The sequence below is a fragment of the Stutzerimonas stutzeri SDM-LAC genome (genome assembly GCF_000235745.1).
Classification (GTDB): domain Bacteria; phylum Pseudomonadota; class Gammaproteobacteria; order Pseudomonadales; family Pseudomonadaceae; genus Stutzerimonas; species Stutzerimonas stutzeri_H.
The window spans coordinates 15501-35232 of sequence record NZ_AGSX01000039.1 but is presented as its reverse complement, the minus strand read 5'-3'; the positions used below and the strand labels follow the sequence as shown (position 1 = coordinate 35232).

The following is a 19732-nucleotide window of genomic DNA, read 5'->3' as shown; positions in this document are numbered from 1 at the left end:
CAAAATACTCGCGCGGTTGTGGCTCGAAAATCACCACGCAGCTGGGCAAGCCGAGCTCGGCGGCACGCTCGCGCAAGCGCGCCAGGATGGCTTGATGCCCCCGGTGGACCCCGTCGAAATTGCCGATGGTGGCGACACAACCCCGATGCCGGGGTCGCAGGTTATGAAGACCTCGAACCAGCTGCATACCGCACTTCTTGCTTGAAAAGTCGTCGATTATACGCATGAGCCAGCAGTCGCGGACAGGTTTGCCATCTGCCTACCGTGCGGATCAATGACGTAGATGCCGCGGTCGCAAGCCGAGCACTACCAGGCCCGCCGCGAACGCGCCCAGCCCCGCCACTACCAGCAGCGCCAGTTGCAGCGCACGCTGCCGCCAGTCCCAGACGAACCATTCGACCGACGGCGCATTGAGCCACCAAACCACCGCCACCATCGCAGCGCAGCCGCCGGCCAGCCGCAGCAGGAAAGCCCCCCAACCCGGGGTAAACCGGAACACATCCGTTTTATACAGCCCCCAGAACAGCAGCCCAGCATTGAGCATCGATGACAGCGAGGTCGCCAGCGCCAGCCCGACATGCTGGAGCGGCCAGATAAGCATCAAGTTCAGCGCCATGTTGGCGATCATGCAGATGATGGCGACGCGTACCGGCGTCTTCAGATCCTGACGCGCGAAGAAACCCGGCGCCAGCACCTTGATCAACATGAACGCCAGCACACCCAGCGAGTAGGCCTCGAGCGCGTTGGCTGACTGCACCACGGCCTGCTCGGTCATCGCGCCGTAGAAGAACAGGCTGGCAATCAGCGGCTCGGCCAGAATACCCAGCGCAAGTGCTGCGGGAACCCCGACCAGCAACACCATTCGCAGCGCCCAGTTGAGGGTGTTGGAAAAGGCCTTGGGATCCTCGCCAGCGTGCTGACGCGAAAGGCTTGGCAGGATCACCGTGCCGATGGCGATGCCAAAGGCGCCGAGCGGCAACTCCGAAAGCCGATCCGCGTAATACAGCCAGGACACACTGCCGGTCTGGAGAAACGAAGCGAGAACCGTATCGAGCAGAAGATTGATCTGGCTGACCGACACACCGAACAAAGCCGGAACCATCAGCAGCATGATACGTCGCACCCCCTCATCACCGAACTTCACCCGAGGCCGTGGCAACAGTCCCAGCTTGGCCACATAAGGAAGCTGGAAGGCCAACTGGGCGAAGCCGGCAATAAACACACCCCAGGCCAGGGCCATGATCGGCTGATCGAAATAGGGCGTAAGAAATACCGCAGAGGTGATCATGCACACATTGAGCAGCACCGGCGTGAAGCCCGGCACCGCGAAATGCCCGTAGGTGTTGAGTACGCCAGAAGTGAATGCCGTGAGGGAAATCAGCAGCAGGTACGGAAAGGTGATCCGCAGCAACTCACCGGCCAGTTGCATCTTCGCCGGGTCATCATGAAAGCCAGGCGCAAAGAGCATGACCACGTAAGGCGAAGCCAGTACTCCGACCGCAGTAATGCCAGCCAGGATCAACCCAAGCATGCCAGCCGTGCGATCGACCAGCAGTTTGACCTCCGTCAGGGTCCGCTTGGCCCGATATTCAGACAACACCGGAACGAAAGCCTGCGCAAACGCGCCTTCGGCAAACAGGCGGCGCAAAAAATTGGGAATCTTGAACGCTATGAAGAACGCGTCGGCAGCGGCGCCGGAGCCGAAGTAGCTGGCCACCACCATATCGCGTACCATACCCAGCACCCGGGACAGCAGCGTCATCACGCTGACTACCGCACTGGACCGCAGCAAGCCACCTTTGCCGGATGTATCGGACATTTGTCTTCCTAGAGTTGCAGCAGGAGGGTTCCGGCCAAGCACTGAGCATCGACTCGATGGCCAGTTACGACAGTGAAAGAGGTCGCGAGTTTAGCGACCCCCCTCCCGTCCGGCCAGTGTCTCGATTAGTTCAATCGGGGTTGACAAGGGCCCGCCGCATCGGCATGATTCGCGGCCTTATTTGCTTTGTAATCCCACGTTTTCGAGGAGTTCGACGGTGGCCAACAGCCCTTCCGCCAAAAAACGCGCAATTCAGGCTGAGAAGCGTCGCAGCCACAACGCCAGCTTGCGCTCCATGGTTCGTACCTACATCAAGAATGTGGTCAAAGCCATCGACGCAAAAGATCTGGATAAAGCTCGTACTGCTTATACCGCAGCCGTGCCTGTAATCGACCGCATGGCCGACAAAGGCATCATCCACAAAAACAAAGCAGCCCGGCACAAAAGCCGCCTGAACGGCCACATCAAGGCCCTCGGCGAAGCTGCTGCAGCCTAAGCTGCACGCTCTTGTGAAAAAACCGGCCTTGAGCCGGTTTTTTTATGCCTACGATTCGATACCAAGCCCATCATCGAGCACCGCTTATGGCTGAGCCCAAGGCAGTATCGGAATCGCGGTAACCGCATTTTGCGGACTCCCTTCGATGACCCGGTCGCTGTACACCAGATAAACCAATGTATTGCGCGCCTCATCGAAAAAGCGGACCACCTGCATTGTCTTGAACACTAGAGACGTCCGCTCCTTGAAGACCACTTCGCCATCTTTGAGCTTCTCGCTCATGCGGATGGGCCCTACCTGCCTGCAAGCGATCGACGCCTCGGCGCGATCCTCAGCCAACCCGAGCCCGCCCTTTATGCCGCCAGTCTTTGCACGCGATAGATAGCAGGTCACACCCTCAACCTTCGGGTCATCAAACGCCTCAACCACGATCTTATGGTTCGGCCCCAGCCATTTAAAGACTGTGTCGACCTCGCCCACTTCGCGCGCCATGCCAACAACAGGCCACGCCAGCAACACCATTAACGCCTTTGCCAACCGCATCTAACCCCCTCAGACCAGGATCATGTTGTCGCGATGAATCAGCTCCGGCTCGTCAACATAGCCGAGCAGCTTCTCAATTTCATCGGATGGACGACCAAGGACTCGCCGCGTTTCGGCCACACTGTAATTGACCAGACCGCGCGCAACTTCACGACCATCTAGGCCAACGCACACAACCATTTCCCCACGCCGGAAGCCACCCTGCGCGGACTTGACCCCCACCGGCAGCAAGCTGCGATTACCCTGCTTCAAGGCATGCACCGCACCATCATCGAGAACGACCGTACCACGTGTTTGCAAATGCCCCGCCAACCATTGCTTTCGCGCCGCGTGGCGATTTTGCTCGGGAGCCAACAGGGTACCGAGCGACTCACCCGCCTTTAGACGCGCCAACACCTGCTCGATTCGACCACCGATGATGACCGTATAGGCACCAGAGCGCGCCGCCAGACGCGCCGCACGCAACTTGGTCTGCATACCGCCCCGCCCAAGCGCGCCACCCGTGCCACCGGCAACCGCATCCAGCGCCGGGTCATCGGCGCGCGCCTCACGGATCAGATTGGCATCGGGATTATTGCGCGGATCGGCATCGAACATGCCGTCGCGGTCGGTAAGGATGACCAGCAGGTCCGCCTCGACCAGGTTCGCCACCAGCGCAGCCAAGGTATCGTTGTCACCGAAGCGGATCTCATCGGTGACGACCGTGTCGTTTTCATTGATGACAGGCACCACACCCAGATCGATCAGCGTACGGAGCGTACTGCGAGCATTGAGGTAACGCTTGCGATCGGAGAGGTCATCGTGGGTTACGAGGATCTGCGCGGTCTGCTGCTCGCGGCGCGCAAAGCTGGACTCCCAAGCCCGTATCAGCCCCATCTGCCCAACCGCTGCAGCAGCCTGCAACTCATGAACAGCCTTTGGCCTGGCGGCCCAACCAAGGCGACTCATGCCGGCAGCTACAGCACCTGACGAGACCAATACCAGCTCGACACCCGCCTCGCGCAGCGCCACCATCTGATCGACCCAGACAGCCATTGCCTCCTGGTCTAGGCCGCGACCATCAGCGGTCAGTAAGGCACTGCCAATTTTCACCACCCAGCGCCGTGCGCCGCTCACCTTGTCCCGCATCGATCCTGTCTTCCAATCGGTACCCGGTCAAACCATGGCGGGCGGCAGACAAGCCAGCCCGCGACCATTCGCTAGCGACGCTCGCAACGAAGCGAGCATGCGCCATCAACGCACGTAGAAAATCTCGGCACCACCCTCATCGTCGTCATCACCGAAGTCGTCTTCATCAGCCTCCTCGACAGACTTCACACCTGCACGACGCAAGGCCCGCTGATCATCCAACTCCTGCAGACGAGCACGCGCCTCGTCCTCAATCTGCTGATCCAGCTCGGCAAGCGCCTCTGCATAGGCTGGCTCCTCGGCGATACGCACGAGCCGCTCATCGAGGTAACGCATGATGGCCTGGCTCAACTCCTCCGTACCCTCACGCTCAAGCGCCGAGATGACGAATACAGGACCGTCCCACTCAAGACGCTCGACCACCTGCCGAACCCGCTCGTCACGGTCTTCTTCGAGCAACTGGTCAGCCTTGTTCAAAACCAGCCAACGATCACGCTGCGCCAACGCCGGGCTGAATTTTTCCAGCTCACTCACGATCACTTCAGCCGCATCGGCCGGATCACTTTCATCCAGCGGCGCCATGTCCACCAGATGCAACAACAGCCGCGTCCGCGCAAGGTGCTTGAGGAAGCGAATACCCAGCCCCGCACCTTCCGAAGCACCTTCGATCAGACCCGGTATGTCAGCCACCACGAAGCTTTTGTAGCGACCGACACTGACCACCCCAAGGTTCGGCACCAGCGTGGTAAACGGATAATCGGCAACTTTCGGCTTGGCGGCCGACACCGAGCGAATGAATGTACTCTTGCCAGCATTGGGCAACCCCAACAACCCGACATCCGCCAGAACCTTCAGCTCCAGCTTCAGATCGCGAGCATCACCCGGCTTGCCCGGAGTGGTCTGGCGCGGCGCGCGGTTGGTACTGGACTTGAAGCGGGTATTGCCAAGCCCATGCCAGCCGCCCTGAGCAACAAGCAGTCGCTGACCCGCCTTGGTCAGATCGCCAATAACATCCTGGGTCGCCGCATCGATCACGGTCGTGCCCACAGGCACCGGCAGGATCAGATCATCGCCTTTGGCGCCAGTGCACTCGGTACTGCCGCCCTTCTGCCCATTGGGCGCATTGAAGCGACGGGTATATCGGTAGTCGACCAAGGTGTTGAGGTTTTCATCGGCCTGCAGATATACGGAGCCACCATCACCACCGTCGCCGCCGTTAGGGCCGCCTTTCTCGATGAACTTCTCGCGACGAAAGCTCATCATGCCGTTACCGCCGTCGCCGGCCTTTACAAAAATCGATACTTCATCGACGAATTTCATGGGAACGCCTCCCGCCGCAAGGACGGGCTAGAAAACAGGAACATAAGGGTCTTGCAAAACCCAGCGATAAGTTAGAGCACAGCAGTGTTTTGCAAGAGCCCTACAGAGGATACAGAAACAAAAAAGCCCCGTCGCATGACAGGGCTTTTCCAGCAACGCCGCGATTAGGCCGCGACGACGCTCACGTAGCGACGACCAAACTGGCCCTTCACTTCGAACTTGATCACGCCTTCGACTTTCGCGAACAGGGTGTGATCCTTGCCCATGCCAACACCGTAACCGGCGTGGAACTGGGTGCCGCGCTGACGCACGATGATGTTGCCGGCCTTGATGACCTGGCCGCCATACATCTTCACGCCAAGGCGTTTGGCTTCCGAGTCGCGACCGTTGCGGGTAGAACCGCCAGCTTTTTTGTGTGCCATGAGTTCAATACTCCTATAAGGGGATTCAGGCCCGATTAGCCCTGAATGCCGGTGATTTTGACCTCAGTGAACCACTGACGGTGGCCCTGACGCTTCATGTGATGCTTACGACGGCGGAACTTGATGATGGTGACCTTGTCGTGACGGCCCTGAGCGATCACTTCAGCAGTGACCTTGGCACCATCGACCACCGGAGCGCCGATCTTTACATCGTCGCCGTTGCCAACCAGCAGAACGCGGTCAAAAGTGACAGCTTCGCCAGTGGCAACTTCGAGTTTTTCAATCTTGAGGTATTCGCCTTCGGCGACCTTGTATTGCTTGCCGCCGGTAACGATAACTGCGTACATCTGTGTATCTCCGTTGATCCTGCTCACCCAGCGCTTAAGTGAAATAGTTGGAGGCTGGCATGGCTGCTCGGGGCCGGAAAGGACGCCCTTGCAATTGCGTAAGGCAGGGAAATGCCCAGGGGGAAAGTTCAGGGTCCGCGATTGTACGCATCCACCTGACCCGGCGCAATAGCCGCCGGGCCTTGCCTTGACACTGCAGGACCCGCCCCATAGCATGCCGCGCAATCTCCGAGGAGTACTCGTCCCCGATGCAACCCCAGGCCTTTTACCAAGTAGTGGCGGAAGATTTCGCCGCTGTTGACGGCATCATCCGCAACCAGTTGACGTCCCGCGTACCGCTGGTGGAAAAGATCGGGGATTACATTACCTCGGCCGGCGGCAAACGCCTGCGACCTCTGCTGGTCTTGCTCACTGGCAATGCACTGGGACTGAGAGGCGAGCAGCTGCGTCTGCTGGCTGCGATCATCGAATTCCTGCATACCTCGACACTGCTGCACGACGACGTCGTCGACATGTCCGGCATGCGCCGTGGCCGCTCAACCGCCAACGCCCTGTGGGGCAACGCGCCCAGCGTGCTGGTCGGTGACTTCCTCTATGCACGCTCGTTCGAAATGATGGTCGAGCTGGGCTCGATGGACGTCATGCGCATCATCTCGCAGGCCACCCGCGTGATCGCCGAAGGCGAAGTCCTTCAGCTGTCAAAGGTGCGCGATGCCAGCACCACCGAAGAAATCTACATGGAGGTTATCCGCGGCAAGACCGCCATGCTCTTCGAAGCCTCCACGCATAGCGCAGCCACCCTGGCGGGCGCTAGCCAGGAACAGCGCGAGGCGCTGCGCACCTTCGGCGACTATCTCGGCATCGCATTCCAACTGGTCGATGACCTGCTCGACTATCAGGGCGATGCCGAAGCGCTGGGCAAGAATGTCGGTGACGACCTGGCAGAAGGCAAGCCGACGCTGCCGTTGATCTACACGATGCGCGAAGGTACGGCAGAACAGGCGGCCCTGGTGCGCCAGGCCATTCAGAAAGGTGGCATCGAGGATCTGGAAAGCATCCGTAGCGCCGTAGAAGCAGCTGGCGCCCTGGACTACACGGCACGCCTGGCACGCAGCTATGCCGATCGCGCCATTGCCTGCCTCGAACTGATTCCCGCCAACAGTTATCGCGACGCTCTGGTCGAGCTGAGCCGTTTCGCCGTCGCTCGCACCCACTGAGCACGGCGCAGTGAAGGGTGCTCCTGGGCATCCTTCCCCCCTCCCGCGCGGCAACCCACTTTAAGCACCGGCAGTCACCCTCGGGAATCTTTGCGCTTGCATATCTGCAAATAACAATTATTCTCATTAAGGACGATTAATTGGAGGTGCATATGACTTATCTGATCGATGCTTGGCTGGACCGCCCGCAACCTTACCTGCGGATACTCGACCGCAGCACCGGCGCGGTGTGCATCAGCTTAGAGGGAGATGCCCTGGAGGAGCTTCGCGACCAGGGCGATCTGGATCTGCAGGAGCTGAGCACCAGTGAACCCTGTGTGCTCAAAGAACAGGTACGGAGCCTGTTTCTGTTCTCCTATGCCCGGGCGTTACGCCCGTAACGACAAGTAGTTACAGAACAGCCAGCAACTCGACGTCGAACACCAGCACGCTGTGTGGCGGGATACTGCCGACGCCTTGCGCGCCGTAAGCGAGTTCGCTTGGTACATATAGACGCCATTTGCTACCCACGCCCATCAACTGCAGCGCTTCGGTCCAGCCAGCGATCACGCCGCCCACCGGAAACTCGGCCGGCTGGCCGCGCTGGTAGGAGCTGTCGAAGACCGTGCCATCGATCAAGGTGCCGTGATAATGGGTACGCACCTGATCCTCAGCGCTGGGCTTGTCGCCCTCGCCAGCGGTCAGCACTTCGTATTGCAGACCTGATGGCAGGGTAGTCACCCCGTCACGCTGGCCGTTTTTGGCCAGAAACGCCTTGCCTTCACCGGCAGCGGCTTCAGCCTTCTGCTGCGCCTCGGCTTGCATGCGTTCGCGAATGACCGCAAAGCTGGCGTTGAGCTCTTCAGGGCCAACCTGGCTGGCTGTACCCGAAAAAGCATCACGAATACCTGCGATCACTGCATCCAGGCTGATCCCTGGGGGCGGATTCTCACGCAGTTGATCGCCCAGCTGACGGCCGATCCCGTAGCTCACGCGCGTTTCGTCGGTTGATAGATTCAGGTCAGTCATGCATCGGCTCCGCTGGAAAAAAGGCCGCACAGCCTAGCACAGCGTTCAGCGACGCCCACCCAGGGCTGTTCTATTGAACAGCACGGAAGGCGTGAGAAACCGGCACAGCACAGCACGAACCACATTAGTGCTTGGTGAGCTTATCCAGATAGCCCATGGCGAAGGCCGAAAAGACGAACGTCAGATGGATGATCACGTACCACATCAACTGTTCGCTCTCGAGCTGTTGCGCGTCCATGAACATGCGCAGCAGATGGATCGACGAGATCGCCACAATCGAGGCAGCAACCTTCATCTTCAATGAGCCGGAATCCATCTTCCCGAGCCAGTCGAGCTTTTCCTTGCCCTCATCCACATTCAGTTGCGAAACGAAATTCTCGTAGCCAGACAGCATCACCATCACCAGCAAACCACCCACCAGCGCCATATCGATCAGCGAGAGCAGCTTGAGGATCAGATCGCCTTCGCTGAGAGAAAGCACCGCAGGAAGGATGTGCCAGATCTCTTGAAAGAACTTGATCGCCAACGCCAGCAGGGCGAAGGCCAGGCCGAAGTAAATAGGCGCCAACAGCCAACGGGCGGCGTACATGGTGTTTTCGATCAAGCGTTCCATCTGTTCTCACTAGGCAGGACGGGTTCGGCAGGCGAGTATACGCAGCGCTACGCAGTGTTCAATGCGACGCTATGGCGGCATGTTTCACTGTGGATAAGAAATCCGCGAAGTACCCTTTAGGGAGCCAAACAAGCGCCAGTACCGGAACCGCGCTAGCGCGTTCGGCCGGTGCGCTCAGGACTTTGCGCCCCATCCACTTAGATAGCGCGACTGGTTTGCGTTGACCTTGCGTAGTTCGGCGAGCATGTGCAGTTGCCAGATCGATGGCGATTCCGATACGGCATAGCCCTGCCCATAAAGATTCTCGGCAATCGCTTTCAGCACCGACTCGGCCTCGCGGGGCCCATGAAACGGGCCTTGGGCTTTGATTGCAGTAGGTTGCCCAGCATCGATTCCTGCCGCACAGAGCAATGTCCACAAACCGTTGCCGCCGGACAGTGGCCGGATGATGCATTCGATGCGGGTTACGAGCCCCAGGCACTGGCGGTTCAAACAGAGTGTTTGCGGCATGACGGCGATCCTCGCGCTCGGTTGCGTGCCCTCTATCAGAGGAAAGGGCCGCAAATCCGTTATCCACAAATACTGTGGATAACCTTGTGGATAGAGAGTGGAAGCTCTCTTCCATTGCAGACCCGTCGCGCGCCGTATCGTTCCGTCCAGATAGTGCTCAGATAGCCAATTATCCTTGCTCAACTCCTTTTGCCTGAGCGGCAGCCAGCACTTCCTCGGGCGACGCCGCATCGCTTCGCTGATCGTCTTCCAGTTCGATCTCGGCTATATCGCGCAAGCGCTCAACCACGCGCGCATTGACGCTGCCCTTAGGGAACTGGCCATCCTTGTCTGCCGCGCCTACAGGCTCACCCACCAACAGCGAAAGCGCTTCATCCACATGACGCACCGCGTAGATGTGGAAGCGCTCCTGCCGCACGGCTTCGAGCACGCGCTCGTCGAGCATCAGCGTCGTAACGTTGGCGAAAGGAATGATCGCACCCTGCTCTCCAGTCAAGCCGCGTGCTTCGCATAGGCGGAAAAAGCCCTCGATCTTCTCGTTCACGCCACCGACCGCCTGCACCTCGCCGAACTGGTTGATCGAGCCGGTAATCGCGAAGCACTGCTTGAGCGGCGTCCGCGAAATGGCCGAAATCAGTGCGCAGCACTCGCCGAGCGAGGCGCTGTCGCCATCGACATAGCCGTAGGATTGCTCCAGCGCGATGCTGGCGGAAATCTCCAGCGGGAATTCCTGCGCGTAGCGGCTGCCGAGAAAGCCGGTCAGGATCATCACGCCTTTGGAGTGAATCGGCTGACCGAGGTTAACCTCACGTTCGATGTCGACAATCCCCGAACCACCCGGATAAACAGTGGCGGAAATCCGCGCGGGCATACCAAACGCCGAATCGCCCACTTCGAGGACGGTCAGGCCATTGCACTTGCCGATGGCTGCGCCTTCGCTATCGATCAGGATCACGCCTGCAAGGATGTCTTCGAGAATGCGCGCCGAGACACGTCCGGTTCGAGTGGCCTTGGCTTTCAGTGCCCGCTCGATATGGCCGACATCGGTGACTTCATCCTTGGCCAGCTGACGGATGAAATCCGCCTCACTGACCAGCTGGAAGAGATCACCGATCCGGGCCGACAAGCGCCCCTGGTGCTCGGCCAAACGGGCACTGTAGGTCGCCAGACGCGCTACGGCTGCGGCAGTCAACGGCGCCATTCCCTCTTCAGACGTGCGCGTTTTCATCAGTTGTGCAAACTGCTCGAGGCTGTCCTCGGCCAGCGGGATCTCTTCATCGAAATCCACCAGTACGCGAAACATCTCCTGAAAGTCCGGATCCAGGTCCTGCAAGGTGTAATAGAGCTGGCGCGAGCCAATGATCACGACCTTGACGTTGAGCGGGATGACTTCCGGATTAAGCGTCACCGTGGCCAGTCGCCCCAGCTCGGCAAGCGGCGACTCCATCTTCAGCTTGCGCGACTGCAAGGCACGCTTCAGCGCTTCCCAGACGAAGGGCTCGCTGAGCATCTTTTCCGCTTCGAGCATCAGGAAGCCACCGTTGGCGCGGTGCAGCGCGCCGGGACGCAGCTGGCGGTAGCTGGTGTAGAGCGCGCCCTGATCGGTGCTGTATTCAATACGGCCAAACAGGTTGTCGTAGGTTGGATGCGGCTCGAACACCACCGGCGCGCCGCCGTCGAGCGGATGACCGACGACCAAGCTCGGGCTGTACTGCTCTTCGAGAAGCTGGCGGGTCTGGGCATCGGGACGGTTTTCGTCGACTAGCTGCTCCACCACCGTTTTCAGCAGGTTGACCTGTACGGCTTGCAGGTAAGCCTCGATGCCTGCGTTCTCGGCGTATTTTTCGGACAGCGGCGCCAGCAGCGGCTGCAGCGCCTGGCTGATGGTTTCGTCATTCAGCTGTCGCAGCTGATTACTGGACTCGCGCTTCCACTGCGGCAGGCTTGCAAGCCCCTCATTCAGATGGACTTCCAGCGCCGAAATATCCTCGTGGTAACGCTCGCGCTCCGCTTCCGGCAGCTGGGCGAATTCCGCCTCGTCCATCGACTTGCCGTCCTTCATCGGCGTGAACGCAATGTTTGTGCTGTCGCGATACAGCGCGATTTCTTTTTCTAGCGCCAGCTTTTCGATGACATCCAGAGCCTTGTCGTAGCGCTGATTGAAGGCACGGTCGATGGCGCTCTTCTTTTGCTGGAAGCTCGGATGTTCGAACACGGCCGGAAAGGTAGCCATCAGGTTGTCGATCAACTGCCCAACATCGGCAATGAACTCACCCGCACCGCCTTGCGGCAATTCCACGACACGCGGCTCGCGAGGCTCGTCGAAGTTGTTTACATAGAGCCAGTCCGACGGCGTATCGAGCCGCTTGCCTTCGGCCTTGAGGTAGCGACGCACAAACGAGAACCGCCCGGTCCCCGGCTCGCCCATCACATACACGTTATAGCCAGGGCGCGGCATCGCCACCCCGAACTGCAGCGCCTCGACGGCCCGCTCCTGTCCGAGCACGCCGAGAAAGGGTTCCAGTTCATCGGTGGTCTTGAAAGCGAACTGGCTGGGTTCGAAGGGACGGGTCAGCGCATCAGGCGCCAGGCGCAGGCCGGCAGCGACGGTTTCGGGCATTGGAAATCCTTGCAGGAGTGGCCTTGTGGCCACGATTGATGCTGCCATTCTGGCGATGCCTCTGCCAGCCTGCAAGGCTCGGCAAGGCCTCGCACCGTGGATTACCTGACAGGGCACGCGGTCATCGCGTGACGGTGATCAGAACACCTATCAAAACCTGGCAGACACGACAGCCTGTAGCGTGCAAAGCAGACGATACGGCGGTCTTCGCCCGGCCTCCCCACGGCATGCAGGTTCCAGCCCCGAATCCCATTCGACGTATCGCTGTCCCTGGACTAGGCTGCGAGTACACGTTTGGTTTGGTGATGACTCATGGCCTTGCACCATGCTCAATCGGGTGAAGTGGTCAATCTCCTCGCCCACCCTCAAACACCTGCTCTGCACTCTCAAGCGATCGTCAGCACCCCAGAACTCGAGGTCATGCGCCTGTGCCTGCCTGCCGGCAAACAGGTTCCACCCCACGCTGTCGCAGGCGCCATCACCCTGCACTGTCTGCAGGGCAGTATCGAGGTGCAGGCGTACGACAGCTGGCACCCCATGCAGGTGAACGATCACCTCTATCTGGCTGGAAACGTTGAACACGCGATGCGCGCGCTGACCGACACCGTGGTGCTGGTGAATATCCAGCGCCGCACTGACACGAAAACGAGCCAAACAAATCCCGACTAACCGCAGCCCCGCAGCGAACGAAAGGAGCACAGCTTTGGTTAAGTTCTTCAGAGTCCTCAGTTTTGTGGTGCTGGCGCTAATGGCTGCGGCAGCCATCTATGCCGGCGTCATGGGTATCGTCCACTGGGCCGGAATCGGCGTTTAGCGGGAGCCTGCAATGAACAAACGACAAACCCGCCTGTTCGCCATCGGCTCGACTCTGGTTGCCGCACTGGCATTCCTCGGAATGACGATCGACAGCCACCGGCAGTTTCCAGAGCTGACCAATGCCGACAGCATCACCCCGGCGGTCACCCGAGGTAACGACGTATGGCACGCCAACAACTGCATCAATTGCCACACGCTGTTCGGTGAAGGCGCCTACTACGCGCCCGATCTGACCAAGATCACACAGCTGCGCGGCGCACCCTATCTCAAGGCTTTCCTGAAGGAACCAGAACGGTTTTATAACGAGGAACAGCATCGCCGACTGATGCCTAATCCCAACCTCGAAGACACGGAAATCGACGACCTCATCGCGTTCCTCGACTGGGTCGCCAATGTCGACAACCAGGGCTGGCCACCGAGACCCATTCTGGTCACCGGCTCCTCGATCCCCGGCACCAGCCTGACCATTGCCCAGCAGGATATTTCCGGCCCCGGCAAGACCGAGAACCAGATGCCGCCCGGCGCTCGGCCAGTCTCAGGCAACGAAAGCCCGATTGCCCTCGGCGAGGCACTGTTCCGCACCGCCAGCCCGGCGTGCAACGCCTGCCATTCCATTGCGCCCGGCGTGAACCTTGCGGGGCCGACGTTGGCTGGCGTCGCAACACGGGCACAGCAAACCCTCGACTCGCCGGGTTACAGCGGTAAAGCCGACAGCGTCGAAAGCTATATCCGTGAATCGATCGTTTCGCCAAGCGCCTACCTGCATCCTGGGGAGATGTACTCAGCCGAGGGCGTGTCCTTCATGCCCACCAGTTATGCCGAATCGCTGACCGACGAGCAGATCGATCAGTTGGTGCAGTACCTGGCGTCATTCAAATGAGTGCGGTGCGCACTGCCCGCCGGACGAACATGCAGGGGTTCAGCCATGCGCTATAAATCACAATCGGTCGCCTACTGGTACTTCGCCGTCGCAATGGTGCTGTTCGGACTGCAATTGGTGTTCGGCCTGCTGTCGGCCACCAAATACCTCGGTCCGGATCCGCTGCTGAACATCCTGCCGTTCGACGTCACCAAGGTCATCCACACCAACCTGCTGATCGTCTGGGTCCTGACCGGCTTCATGGGCGCAACCTACTGGATGGTGCCCGATGAGTCGCGCACCGAACTACACAGCACCAAGCTCGCTTACATCCAGCTGGGGCTGTGGACCGCCATGGGCGTTACCGCGATCATCGGCTACCTGTTCGGTTACGGCACCGGCAACAAGCTGCTGGAGCAGCCGCTGCCGCATAAAATCGTCATCGTCATCTGCATGCTGATCTTCCTCTACAACATCGGCATGACGATCAAGAAATCAGGCCGATTCACGACCACCGAGGGTGTGCTGCTGCTCGGACTGGTCAGCTCCGCCGTGCTGTTCTTCCCCGCCCTGCTGCATTACGAGAACTACACGGTCTCCATCTTCTACCGCTGGTGGACCATTCACCTGTGGGTCGAGGGCGTGTGGATGATGATCATGGGCGCCTTTCTCGCGTATCTGCTGATTCGCCTCTCCGGGGCGGATCGTGAAGTGCTGGAGAAGTGGCTGTACGTGATCGTCGGCCTGGTATTCATCGCCGGCATTATCGGCACCGCGCACCATTACTACTGGGTCGGCGTGCCGCATTACTGGCTGCCGATTGGCGGTTTCTTCAGCGCGCTGGAGCCGCTCGCGATCATCGGCATGGCGATGTATGCCTATAGCGCCATGCGCCGCTCAGGCATGGCACACCCCAACTCGCTGGCGCTGCACTGGACCCTTGGCAGCACGATTTTCACCCTGTTCGGCGCGGGCTTGCTGGGGCTGGCGCATACCTGGCCAAGCATCAACAAGTGGACCCACGGCACGCTGATCACCGCCATGCACGGTCACGCGGCGTTTTATGGCGCCTACGCCATGATTGTGCTGGCGATGATCACCTACGCCCTGCCGTCGCTGACCAACAAGCGGCCTGAACAAGGCACCACCATCGGCTACTGGGCGTTCTGGCTGCAGCTGGCCGGCATGTTCGGCATGACGCTTTCGTTCGCCACCGCCGGAATCGGTCAGGTGTACCTGGAACGGATCATGGGCATGGGCTACCTGGATACTCAATTGAAGATTCAGATTCACTTCGTGATGCTGATTTCGACGGCCAGCATTTTCGCAACTGGGGTCGGCTTGTTTATCTACGACTTCTTCAGCTACCGGCCGCATTTCGAGGTCGAGGAACACGGCCTGACAGAAGCCGGCATACGTGCAGACCACCGGGCCGTCTGAGGTGGGCGTGGATCAGTCCGTTCACGACCTCACCGCTCAGCAACCACACAGCGAGCCCTGGTACCGGCCCGCGGGCAACGAGGTCACGCTGTTCGAGCAATGCCACAAGCGGGGTTTGGCGGTCATGCTCAAGGGCCCGACCGGCTGCGGCAAGACGCGCTTCGTCGAGCACATGGCCTGGCGCCTGGGTCGGCCGCTGATCACTATTCCCTGCCACGACGACCTCGCGGCCAGTGACTTGATCGGCCGTTACCTGATCCGCCATGACGGTACTGTCTGGCAGGATGGACCGTTAACCCGAGCCGTTCGCGAAGGGGCGATCTGCTATCTCGATGAGGTCGTCGAGGCGCGGCAGGACACCGTGGTGGTGCTGCACGCACTGACCGATTACCGGCGAACGCTGCCAATCGACAAGACCGGTGAAAACGTTCGGGCAGCACCCGGTTTTCAGCTGGTCGTGTCCTACAACCCCGGCTACCAGCGCATGCTCAAAGACCTCAAGCCCAGCACCCGCCAGCGCTTCGTTGCGATGGATCTGGATTTCCCGGCACCCGAGCACGAGGCGCTGATCGTGCAGCACGAAAGTGGGATCGAGCCGGCGCTCGCCAAAGGCCTGGTCAGTCTTGCCCTGCGCATTCGCCAGTTGCGTGATCGCGGCCTGGCGGAAGTCCCTAGCACCCGGCTGCTGATCGCGGCCGGCACGCTGACCCTCTGCGGCATTCCGGTACGGGAGGCTTGCTACGCCGCGGTGGTTTCACCGCTGTCCGACGAGCCCTCGATGGTCAGCACCTTGCGCGATCTGGTGAACGGCACCTTTGTTTAGCCACTGCACCTTCCCGCGCCACGTTTGCGCGGCCAAACACGCCGAGAAGCGTCGCCACTACGCTTGCCGCTGCCATGGCTGAAGCCGAGGAGCTGGTCAGCGACGCCGCGCGCCATGCCACGGTGTTTGCGCAGAGGCTATGGCGTCGTTACCGTCCGCTGCCGAAAGGCCCGCCGACCGTAGTGCTTGCAGATGCGGCGCCTCGCCTCGACCTGCTGATTACCGCCATCACGGGCACAAGCTACCCGATCAGAATCGCGCAGCCTCCCGCGCGTCCCACCTTGCTGGCGCGGCTGTTTCGTCGTGCTCAGCATCCCTGGCAGTGTCAGCCAGTTCCGGCCACTGATGGCCAGCGCCTATGGCTGCCCGCCGATTCAGGCATCGAGGACGTCGATCACGGTAACGAGCTTTATCGAATCATGGCGCTGCAACAGGCGATACGCGCCCAACGCGGCAGTGCCAACCTCATCGACGAAACGTTCTCCTCCCTGCAGGCCGACGTCTACCTGCTGCTCGAAGCCTGGGCGGTCGATGAAGCACTGGCTGAAATGCTGCCAGGCATGGCCACCGCGATCGAGCGGTTACGGCAACAGGCGCTACAACAACGCCCCGCACTCGCCGCGTTCTCGCCGGAGCGCCAGCGGCTTGAAGCACTGCTGCGTCAGTTGCTCGCGAGCCCGTGCGGCCACGCACCGAAGGATTTCCCGCTCAGTGAATCGCCTGCGCATTCGCAGCGGTTAATCTATCCAGTGCTGACCACGCTGGGGTTATCCGCGCAGGATCGTTCGCTCGGCAATGCGCCGCTGCTTCACGACTGGTGGACCGGCAGCCTGCTTCGGCCTGGCAGTACCGCAGCAGAGCCGGCCAGAATGCTGCCGGACGGCGGTGAAACCTCCACCGACACAACGCCGCCGCGTAGCGCCCAGCTGCCGAGGCGTCCCGATATCCGCGACGCCAGGGATGATGAGGACAAGCACGACGACGGCATATTCATGGTGCAGGCCGATGAGCCGCACCAGCACGCCGAAGACCCGCTGGGCCTCAATCGTCCGGTTGATCATGACGAGGACACCAGCGCCGACGAGTACGGCGACATGCTCTCCGAACTGCCCGAGGCGCGCCTGGTATCGACACCCGGACGCCCCAAAGAGGTACTGATTTCGGACGATCCGCCCGACAGCAACACGGCCCTGCAACTCAAACGCGCCATTGCCGATGGTCAGGGGCTGCATTACCCCGAATGGGATTACCGCACCGGGCATTACCGCCAGCCCGGCGCCACCGTTCGCGTGCTGCCCAATCTGCCCGGCTCACAGCAATGGGTGAACGCTACGCTGGATCAACACCGTTCGATGCTGAACCAGATCCGCCGACGTTTCGAAATGCTGAGGGCCCGCCGCGTGACACGTCGCCGACAACTGGACGGTGATGAAATCGACCTGCAGGCCTATATCGACAGCTACGCCGATTTCCGAGCCGGTGGCTCGTTGTCCGATGCGCTGTACCAGAGCCGACGCACGACGGAACGGGATTTGGCGATTACCTTGCTGATCGATGTCAGCGGCTCGACGGACGGCTGGGTATCAGCCGGACGCCGAATCATCGATGTGGAGCGTGAAGCGCTGCTCATCGTCTGTATCGCGCTGGAAAGTCTCGGTGAGCCTTACGCGGTGCAGGCGTTTTCGGGCGAAGGCCCGGATGCCGTGATCGTGCGCCAACTGAAACGCTTCGACGAACCCTTCAGCCAGGACGTGGCCCTGCACATCAGCGCGCTGGAGCCGGAACACTACACCCGCGCCGGCGCGGCGATTCGTCACGCGAGCAGTGAACTGCTGCAGCAGGCCGCCACGCATCGTCTACTGCTGCTGCTCTCCGATGGCAAACCGAACGACAAGGATGACTACGAGGGTCGCTATGGCGTGGAGGACATGCGACAGGCAGTGACCGAAGCCAACCTGCAGGGCGTCTCGACCTTCTGCCTGACCATTGATCGCCAGGCCGCAAACTACCTGCCGAATATCTTCGGTGCCCAGCAATACGCCTTGCTGCCCAGACCTGAACTGCTGCCAAGCGTACTGCTTGAATGGCTCAAACGATTGATCACGGCTTGATCAGAAGCAGAGCCATAAACGCCGGCTGGATACCGCCAAGCATCAGATTCAGGGCCGATTCTGCGCCCGCAATGCATCGCGAATCTCGGTGAGCAGCACTTCTTCCTTGCTTGGCGCTGGCGGTGCAGACGGCGCCTCCGCTTCCTTGCGCTTCAGGCTGTTGATGCCCTTCACGGCGAGGAAGATGGCGAAAGCCACGATGATGAAGTCAAACAGCGTCTGCAGAAAACTGCCGTAGCTCAAGGTCACCGCCGGCGTATCGCCGACCGCCTGCTTGAGCACGATAGAGAGATCCGAGAAATCCACACCGCCAATCAACAGCCCCAATGGCGGCGTGACAATATCGGCGACGAATGACGAGACGATCTTGGTGAAGGCGGCGCCGATGATAATCCCCACCGCCATGTCGATCACATTGCCCCTGACTGCAAACGCTTTGAATTCGCTGATCATGCCCATCTGCGGATATCCCATTCAAATTGAAGGTGCGGCTGAAGCGCCGGCCGTATGGCTCGGAGATTATAGGCAAAGGTGGAGCCAACCGCCGCGCCAGAGCGCTCGATGACGGGCGGGGCGCGGGATAGCCTGATCTTGATCGCCATCAATAACGAATGGAGAGTCGCACCGCTAATGTACAAACCTTCAGAAACAGCCCGGAGCAACACCATGCAGGTCGAACATCAAGCGCTCGCCAAAGACTTTCCCGAGAAGCAAGCACAGCTGGCGAAGCTGCGTCAGCAGAATGCCTCGTTCGCGAGCAAGACAGACGCTTATGAAGCGCTGGACCAGAAAATCCGTAGCGCCGAAGCCGGTGCAGTAACGCTGGACGACGAAGCACTCAGCGCACTCAAGCAAGAGCAGGCGACGCTGAAGAACGACATCAGCCGCGAACTCAAGCACGCAAGCGGCAGCTGCTGCGGTGGCTGCGGCGGCTAAGCTATCCCAGCACCGTGCATGTCCCGCACCCACGCGCCAGCTATCGGCGATGGGTCGCGGGACGAATGCTGAACATCACACACCTTTTCTCTACCCGACTCGCCGATCTCCGCCCCTCGCTCCCTGCTCGCCGGCACCGTCCCGCCGCGTCAGCTGCACCTCAGCAACCATCCGTCTAGAACAAACCGCCGAATCTGAATCCCGTACCGACCCAGGCAAACGCCACGGCGGTCAGCGTGATGAGCACGATATGCACGCCCAGTTGTGGCAAACGCTGCGCATCCAGCTTCGGGATGATCGCCAGCCGCGCATGTACGCCCAGCACCGCCGTGAACGCCAGTAAAACCAGCTTGGCCTGAACCAGATGAGCGATAGGCGAGTCGCTGAACCACTGCGAATGCGGCAACCATTTGCCTGCTAACCAGACGCCGGTAACGATCTGGACCAGCAAGGCCGGAATGCCGACCCGCTCGTAGAGCTGCTCGAATGCGCGCACCGGCTGGACATCACGGTGTTTCAGCGCGCCGGGCAGCACACTGAACAACAGGACCAAATGACCACCCACCCAGACACTGGCACCCAACAGGTGCAGAAACAACAAATGGCGCATGGGGCTCACTCCTGTTCGATTTGTTTACAGTCTCGCGACTTGCGTGGTGCTTGTGGCTGATGTCGATCAAGCCAGTCGTTATCATGCGCTTCCT

21 protein-coding genes and 1 pseudogene are annotated in these 19732 nt (G+C 60.3%); 9 read left to right on the top strand and 13 right to left on the bottom strand.

All coding sequences use genetic code 11. The annotated features are described in order from the left end of the window. Both PSTU_RS21170 and murJ read right to left on the bottom strand, forming a co-directional pair. Positions 1 to 187 (bottom strand): annotated as a pseudogene (locus PSTU_RS21170) (bifunctional riboflavin kinase/FAD synthetase); the annotation flags it as partial. A gap of 84 nt (positions 188 to 271) precedes the next feature. Further along, a complete protein-coding gene (gene murJ / locus PSTU_RS0103820; protein WP_019339717.1) occupies positions 272 to 1819 on the bottom strand; it encodes a murein biosynthesis integral membrane protein MurJ in 1548 nt (515 codons plus the stop codon). Positions 1820 to 2036: 217 nt separating this feature from the next. Between murJ and rpsT the strand changes: the two genes are divergently transcribed. Then, positions 2037 to 2315: a 30S ribosomal protein S20 gene (rpsT, locus tag PSTU_RS0103815; RefSeq protein ID WP_003281567.1), complete on the top strand. Its 279-nt coding sequence runs from the start codon at positions 2037 to 2039 to the stop codon at positions 2313 to 2315. 84 nt (positions 2316 to 2399) lie between these two features. Here the strand turns inward: rpsT and PSTU_RS0103810 are convergent, their stop codons facing one another. The 5 genes from PSTU_RS0103810 to rplU form a co-directional block, all read right to left on the bottom strand. Next, the gene (locus PSTU_RS0103810) at positions 2400 to 2858 is read right to left on the bottom strand and encodes a CreA family protein (RefSeq protein ID WP_019339716.1); all 459 of its coding nucleotides are present in this window, start codon (positions 2856 to 2858) and stop codon (positions 2400 to 2402) included. 9 nt (positions 2859 to 2867) lie between these two features. Next, the gene (proB, locus tag PSTU_RS0103805) at positions 2868 to 3986 is read right to left on the bottom strand and encodes a glutamate 5-kinase (RefSeq protein WP_019339715.1); all 1119 of its coding nucleotides are present in this window, start codon (positions 3984 to 3986) and stop codon (positions 2868 to 2870) included. Between the two features lie 105 nt (positions 3987 to 4091). Then, positions 4092 to 5306 carry an Obg family GTPase CgtA gene (cgtA, locus tag PSTU_RS0103800; RefSeq protein WP_019339714.1) on the bottom strand — a complete coding sequence of 405 codons (1215 nt, stop codon included), beginning with the start codon at positions 5304 to 5306 and terminating at the stop codon, positions 4092 to 4094. Between the two features lie 164 nt (positions 5307 to 5470). Next, positions 5471 to 5728 (bottom strand): 50S ribosomal protein L27, encoded by a 258-nt coding sequence (rpmA, locus tag PSTU_RS0103795; RefSeq protein ID WP_019339713.1) that lies wholly within the window; start codon positions 5726 to 5728, stop codon positions 5471 to 5473. Between the two features lie 35 nt (positions 5729 to 5763). After that, positions 5764 to 6075 (bottom strand): 50S ribosomal protein L21, encoded by a 312-nt coding sequence (gene rplU, locus PSTU_RS0103790; protein ID WP_019339712.1) that lies wholly within the window; start codon positions 6073 to 6075, stop codon positions 5764 to 5766. Between the two features lie 248 nt (positions 6076 to 6323). Here rplU and PSTU_RS0103785 point away from each other — a divergent pair, with 248 nt between their 5' ends. Both PSTU_RS0103785 and PSTU_RS0103780 read left to right on the top strand, forming a co-directional pair. Further along, entirely contained in the window at positions 6324 to 7292 is a 969-nt protein-coding gene (locus tag PSTU_RS0103785) for a polyprenyl synthetase family protein (protein ID WP_019339711.1), read from the top strand. Between the two features lie 152 nt (positions 7293 to 7444). Beyond that, positions 7445 to 7672, top strand: coding sequence for a hypothetical protein (locus tag PSTU_RS0103780; RefSeq protein WP_019339710.1), 228 nt, complete (start codon positions 7445 to 7447; stop codon positions 7670 to 7672). 10 nt (positions 7673 to 7682) lie between these two features. Here the strand turns inward: PSTU_RS0103780 and PSTU_RS0103775 are convergent, their stop codons facing one another. The 4 genes from PSTU_RS0103775 to PSTU_RS0103760 all read right to left on the bottom strand — a co-directional run bounded on the left by PSTU_RS0103775 (position 7683) and on the right by PSTU_RS0103760 (position 12043). Then, positions 7683 to 8300: an FKBP-type peptidyl-prolyl cis-trans isomerase gene (locus PSTU_RS0103775; RefSeq protein ID WP_019339709.1), complete on the bottom strand. Its 618-nt coding sequence runs from the start codon at positions 8298 to 8300 to the stop codon at positions 7683 to 7685. A gap of 124 nt (positions 8301 to 8424) precedes the next feature. Further along, positions 8425 to 8913, bottom strand: a complete 489-nt coding sequence (locus PSTU_RS0103770; RefSeq protein WP_019339708.1) for a TIGR00645 family protein — start codon at positions 8911 to 8913, stop codon at positions 8425 to 8427. A 174-nt stretch (positions 8914 to 9087) separates the two neighbouring features. Continuing rightward, entirely contained in the window at positions 9088 to 9423 is a 336-nt protein-coding gene (locus PSTU_RS0103765) for a hypothetical protein (protein WP_019339707.1), read from the bottom strand. Positions 9424 to 9592: 169 nt separating this feature from the next. Further along, positions 9593 to 12043, bottom strand: coding sequence for a Lon protease family protein (locus PSTU_RS0103760; protein WP_019339706.1), 2451 nt, complete (start codon positions 12041 to 12043; stop codon positions 9593 to 9595). 312 nt (positions 12044 to 12355) lie between these two features. Between PSTU_RS0103760 and PSTU_RS0103755 the strand changes: the two genes are divergently transcribed. The 5 genes from PSTU_RS0103755 (at position 12356) to PSTU_RS0103730 (ending at position 18092) form a co-directional block, all read left to right on the top strand. Continuing rightward, positions 12356 to 12712 (top strand): hypothetical protein, encoded by a 357-nt coding sequence (locus tag PSTU_RS0103755; protein WP_019339705.1) that lies wholly within the window; start codon positions 12356 to 12358, stop codon positions 12710 to 12712. A gap of 157 nt (positions 12713 to 12869) precedes the next feature. Beyond that, on the top strand, positions 12870 to 13739 hold the full coding sequence (locus tag PSTU_RS0103745; RefSeq protein WP_019339703.1) for a c-type cytochrome: 870 nt from the start codon (positions 12870 to 12872) through the stop codon (positions 13737 to 13739). A gap of 45 nt (positions 13740 to 13784) precedes the next feature. After that, positions 13785 to 15158 (top strand): cbb3-type cytochrome c oxidase subunit I, encoded by a 1374-nt coding sequence (locus PSTU_RS0103740; protein WP_019339702.1) that lies wholly within the window; start codon positions 13785 to 13787, stop codon positions 15156 to 15158. A gap of 7 nt (positions 15159 to 15165) precedes the next feature. After that, on the top strand, positions 15166 to 15981 hold the full coding sequence (locus tag PSTU_RS0103735; protein ID WP_029404601.1) for a CbbQ/NirQ/NorQ/GpvN family protein: 816 nt from the start codon (positions 15166 to 15168) through the stop codon (positions 15979 to 15981). A 74-nt stretch (positions 15982 to 16055) separates the two neighbouring features. Next, positions 16056 to 18092 carry a nitric oxide reductase activation protein NorD gene (locus PSTU_RS0103730; protein WP_019339700.1) on the top strand — a complete coding sequence of 679 codons (2037 nt, stop codon included), beginning with the start codon at positions 16056 to 16058 and terminating at the stop codon, positions 18090 to 18092. Between the two features lie 48 nt (positions 18093 to 18140). Here the strand turns inward: PSTU_RS0103730 and mscL are convergent, their stop codons facing one another. Beyond that, positions 18141 to 18551, bottom strand: a complete 411-nt coding sequence (gene mscL / locus PSTU_RS0103725; RefSeq protein WP_019339699.1) for a large-conductance mechanosensitive channel protein MscL — start codon at positions 18549 to 18551, stop codon at positions 18141 to 18143. 207 nt (positions 18552 to 18758) lie between these two features. On the opposite strand from mscL, the gene PSTU_RS0103715 reads away from it, so the two are divergent. Next, positions 18759 to 19028 carry a YdcH family protein gene (locus tag PSTU_RS0103715; protein WP_019339697.1) on the top strand — a complete coding sequence of 90 codons (270 nt, stop codon included), beginning with the start codon at positions 18759 to 18761 and terminating at the stop codon, positions 19026 to 19028. A gap of 175 nt (positions 19029 to 19203) precedes the next feature. On the opposite strand, the gene PSTU_RS0103710 is transcribed toward PSTU_RS0103715, so the two are convergent. Further along, on the bottom strand, positions 19204 to 19638 hold the full coding sequence (locus PSTU_RS0103710; RefSeq protein WP_019339696.1) for a CopD family protein: 435 nt from the start codon (positions 19636 to 19638) through the stop codon (positions 19204 to 19206). Between the last annotated feature and the right edge of the window lie 94 nt (positions 19639 to 19732).

What these genes read in the sequence shown, in the direction of transcription:
- proB (WP_019339715.1), bottom strand. Translation starts at nt 3,986, where the DNA reads ATGCGGGACAAGGTGAGCGGCGCACGGCGCTGGGTGGTGAAAATTGGC.
- mscL (WP_019339699.1), bottom strand. Translation starts at nt 18,551, where the DNA reads ATGGGCATGATCAGCGAATTCAAAGCGTTTGCAGTCAGGGGCAATGTG.
- murJ (WP_019339717.1), bottom strand. Translation starts at nt 1,819, where the DNA reads ATGTCCGATACATCCGGCAAAGGTGGCTTGCTGCGGTCCAGTGCGGTA.
- PSTU_RS0103775 (WP_019339709.1), bottom strand. Translation starts at nt 8,300, where the DNA reads ATGACTGACCTGAATCTATCAACCGACGAAACGCGCGTGAGCTACGGG.
- rpmA (WP_019339713.1), bottom strand. Translation starts at nt 5,728, where the DNA reads ATGGCACACAAAAAAGCTGGCGGTTCTACCCGCAACGGTCGCGACTCG.
- PSTU_RS0103745 (WP_019339703.1), top strand. Translation starts at nt 12,870, where the DNA reads ATGAACAAACGACAAACCCGCCTGTTCGCCATCGGCTCGACTCTGGTT.
- PSTU_RS0103780 (WP_019339710.1), top strand. Translation starts at nt 7,445, where the DNA reads ATGACTTATCTGATCGATGCTTGGCTGGACCGCCCGCAACCTTACCTG.
- rplU (WP_019339712.1), bottom strand. Translation starts at nt 6,075, where the DNA reads ATGTACGCAGTTATCGTTACCGGCGGCAAGCAATACAAGGTCGCCGAA.
- PSTU_RS0103715 (WP_019339697.1), top strand. Translation starts at nt 18,759, where the DNA reads ATGCAGGTCGAACATCAAGCGCTCGCCAAAGACTTTCCCGAGAAGCAA.
- PSTU_RS0103740 (WP_019339702.1), top strand. Translation starts at nt 13,785, where the DNA reads ATGCGCTATAAATCACAATCGGTCGCCTACTGGTACTTCGCCGTCGCA.
- PSTU_RS0103710 (WP_019339696.1), bottom strand. Translation starts at nt 19,638, where the DNA reads ATGCGCCATTTGTTGTTTCTGCACCTGTTGGGTGCCAGTGTCTGGGTG.
- cgtA (WP_019339714.1), bottom strand. Translation starts at nt 5,306, where the DNA reads ATGAAATTCGTCGATGAAGTATCGATTTTTGTAAAGGCCGGCGACGGC.
- PSTU_RS0103755 (WP_019339705.1), top strand. Translation starts at nt 12,356, where the DNA reads ATGGCCTTGCACCATGCTCAATCGGGTGAAGTGGTCAATCTCCTCGCC.
- PSTU_RS0103770 (WP_019339708.1), bottom strand. Translation starts at nt 8,913, where the DNA reads ATGGAACGCTTGATCGAAAACACCATGTACGCCGCCCGTTGGCTGTTG.
- PSTU_RS0103785 (WP_019339711.1), top strand. Translation starts at nt 6,324, where the DNA reads ATGCAACCCCAGGCCTTTTACCAAGTAGTGGCGGAAGATTTCGCCGCT.
- PSTU_RS0103810 (WP_019339716.1), bottom strand. Translation starts at nt 2,858, where the DNA reads ATGCGGTTGGCAAAGGCGTTAATGGTGTTGCTGGCGTGGCCTGTTGTT.
- PSTU_RS0103730 (WP_019339700.1), top strand. Translation starts at nt 16,056, where the DNA reads ATGGCTGAAGCCGAGGAGCTGGTCAGCGACGCCGCGCGCCATGCCACG.
- PSTU_RS0103765 (WP_019339707.1), bottom strand. Translation starts at nt 9,423, where the DNA reads ATGCCGCAAACACTCTGTTTGAACCGCCAGTGCCTGGGGCTCGTAACC.
- PSTU_RS0103760 (WP_019339706.1), bottom strand. Translation starts at nt 12,043, where the DNA reads ATGCCCGAAACCGTCGCTGCCGGCCTGCGCCTGGCGCCTGATGCGCTG.